Source organism: Neisseria sp. 19428wB4_WF04, assembly GCF_015235335.1.
GTDB lineage: Bacteria > Pseudomonadota > Gammaproteobacteria > Burkholderiales > Neisseriaceae > Neisseria > Neisseria musculi.
This window is the reverse complement of the sequence record NZ_JADGLG010000241.1, coordinates 1-249: the sequence shown is the minus strand read 5'-3', so window position 1 is coordinate 249 and position 249 is coordinate 1. Positions and strand designations below refer to the sequence as shown.

Here is a 249-nt window from a genome sequence, read left to right as displayed (position 1 = left end):
GTCTTAAACCAGTATTAAGACTAAATATAATCAGATCGGCGAAGTACCTTGGTTTTGCTACCCCTATCAGCCTTTGTGCTTCAGCAGACTTTAACCAGCGAACTCGCCCTTCATTCTCTTTGTATTTGGGGCTGACGTAGATTAGCAGTCATGACAGGCTGCCAAAATGAAGATAACCCACTGTAAGTTAAAGAAGAGTCTGCAAAGAAAACTGCTTGAATATTTTGTATTGGAAGTAACCGCACGTTC

General features: G+C 41.4%; 1 pseudogene. It reads left to right on the top strand.

Annotation, left to right across the window (positions count from 1 at the left end):
* Positions 1–166: 166 nt before the first annotated feature.
* Positions 167–249: pseudogene (locus IR141_RS13160) on the top strand (IS1595 family transposase); the annotation flags it as partial.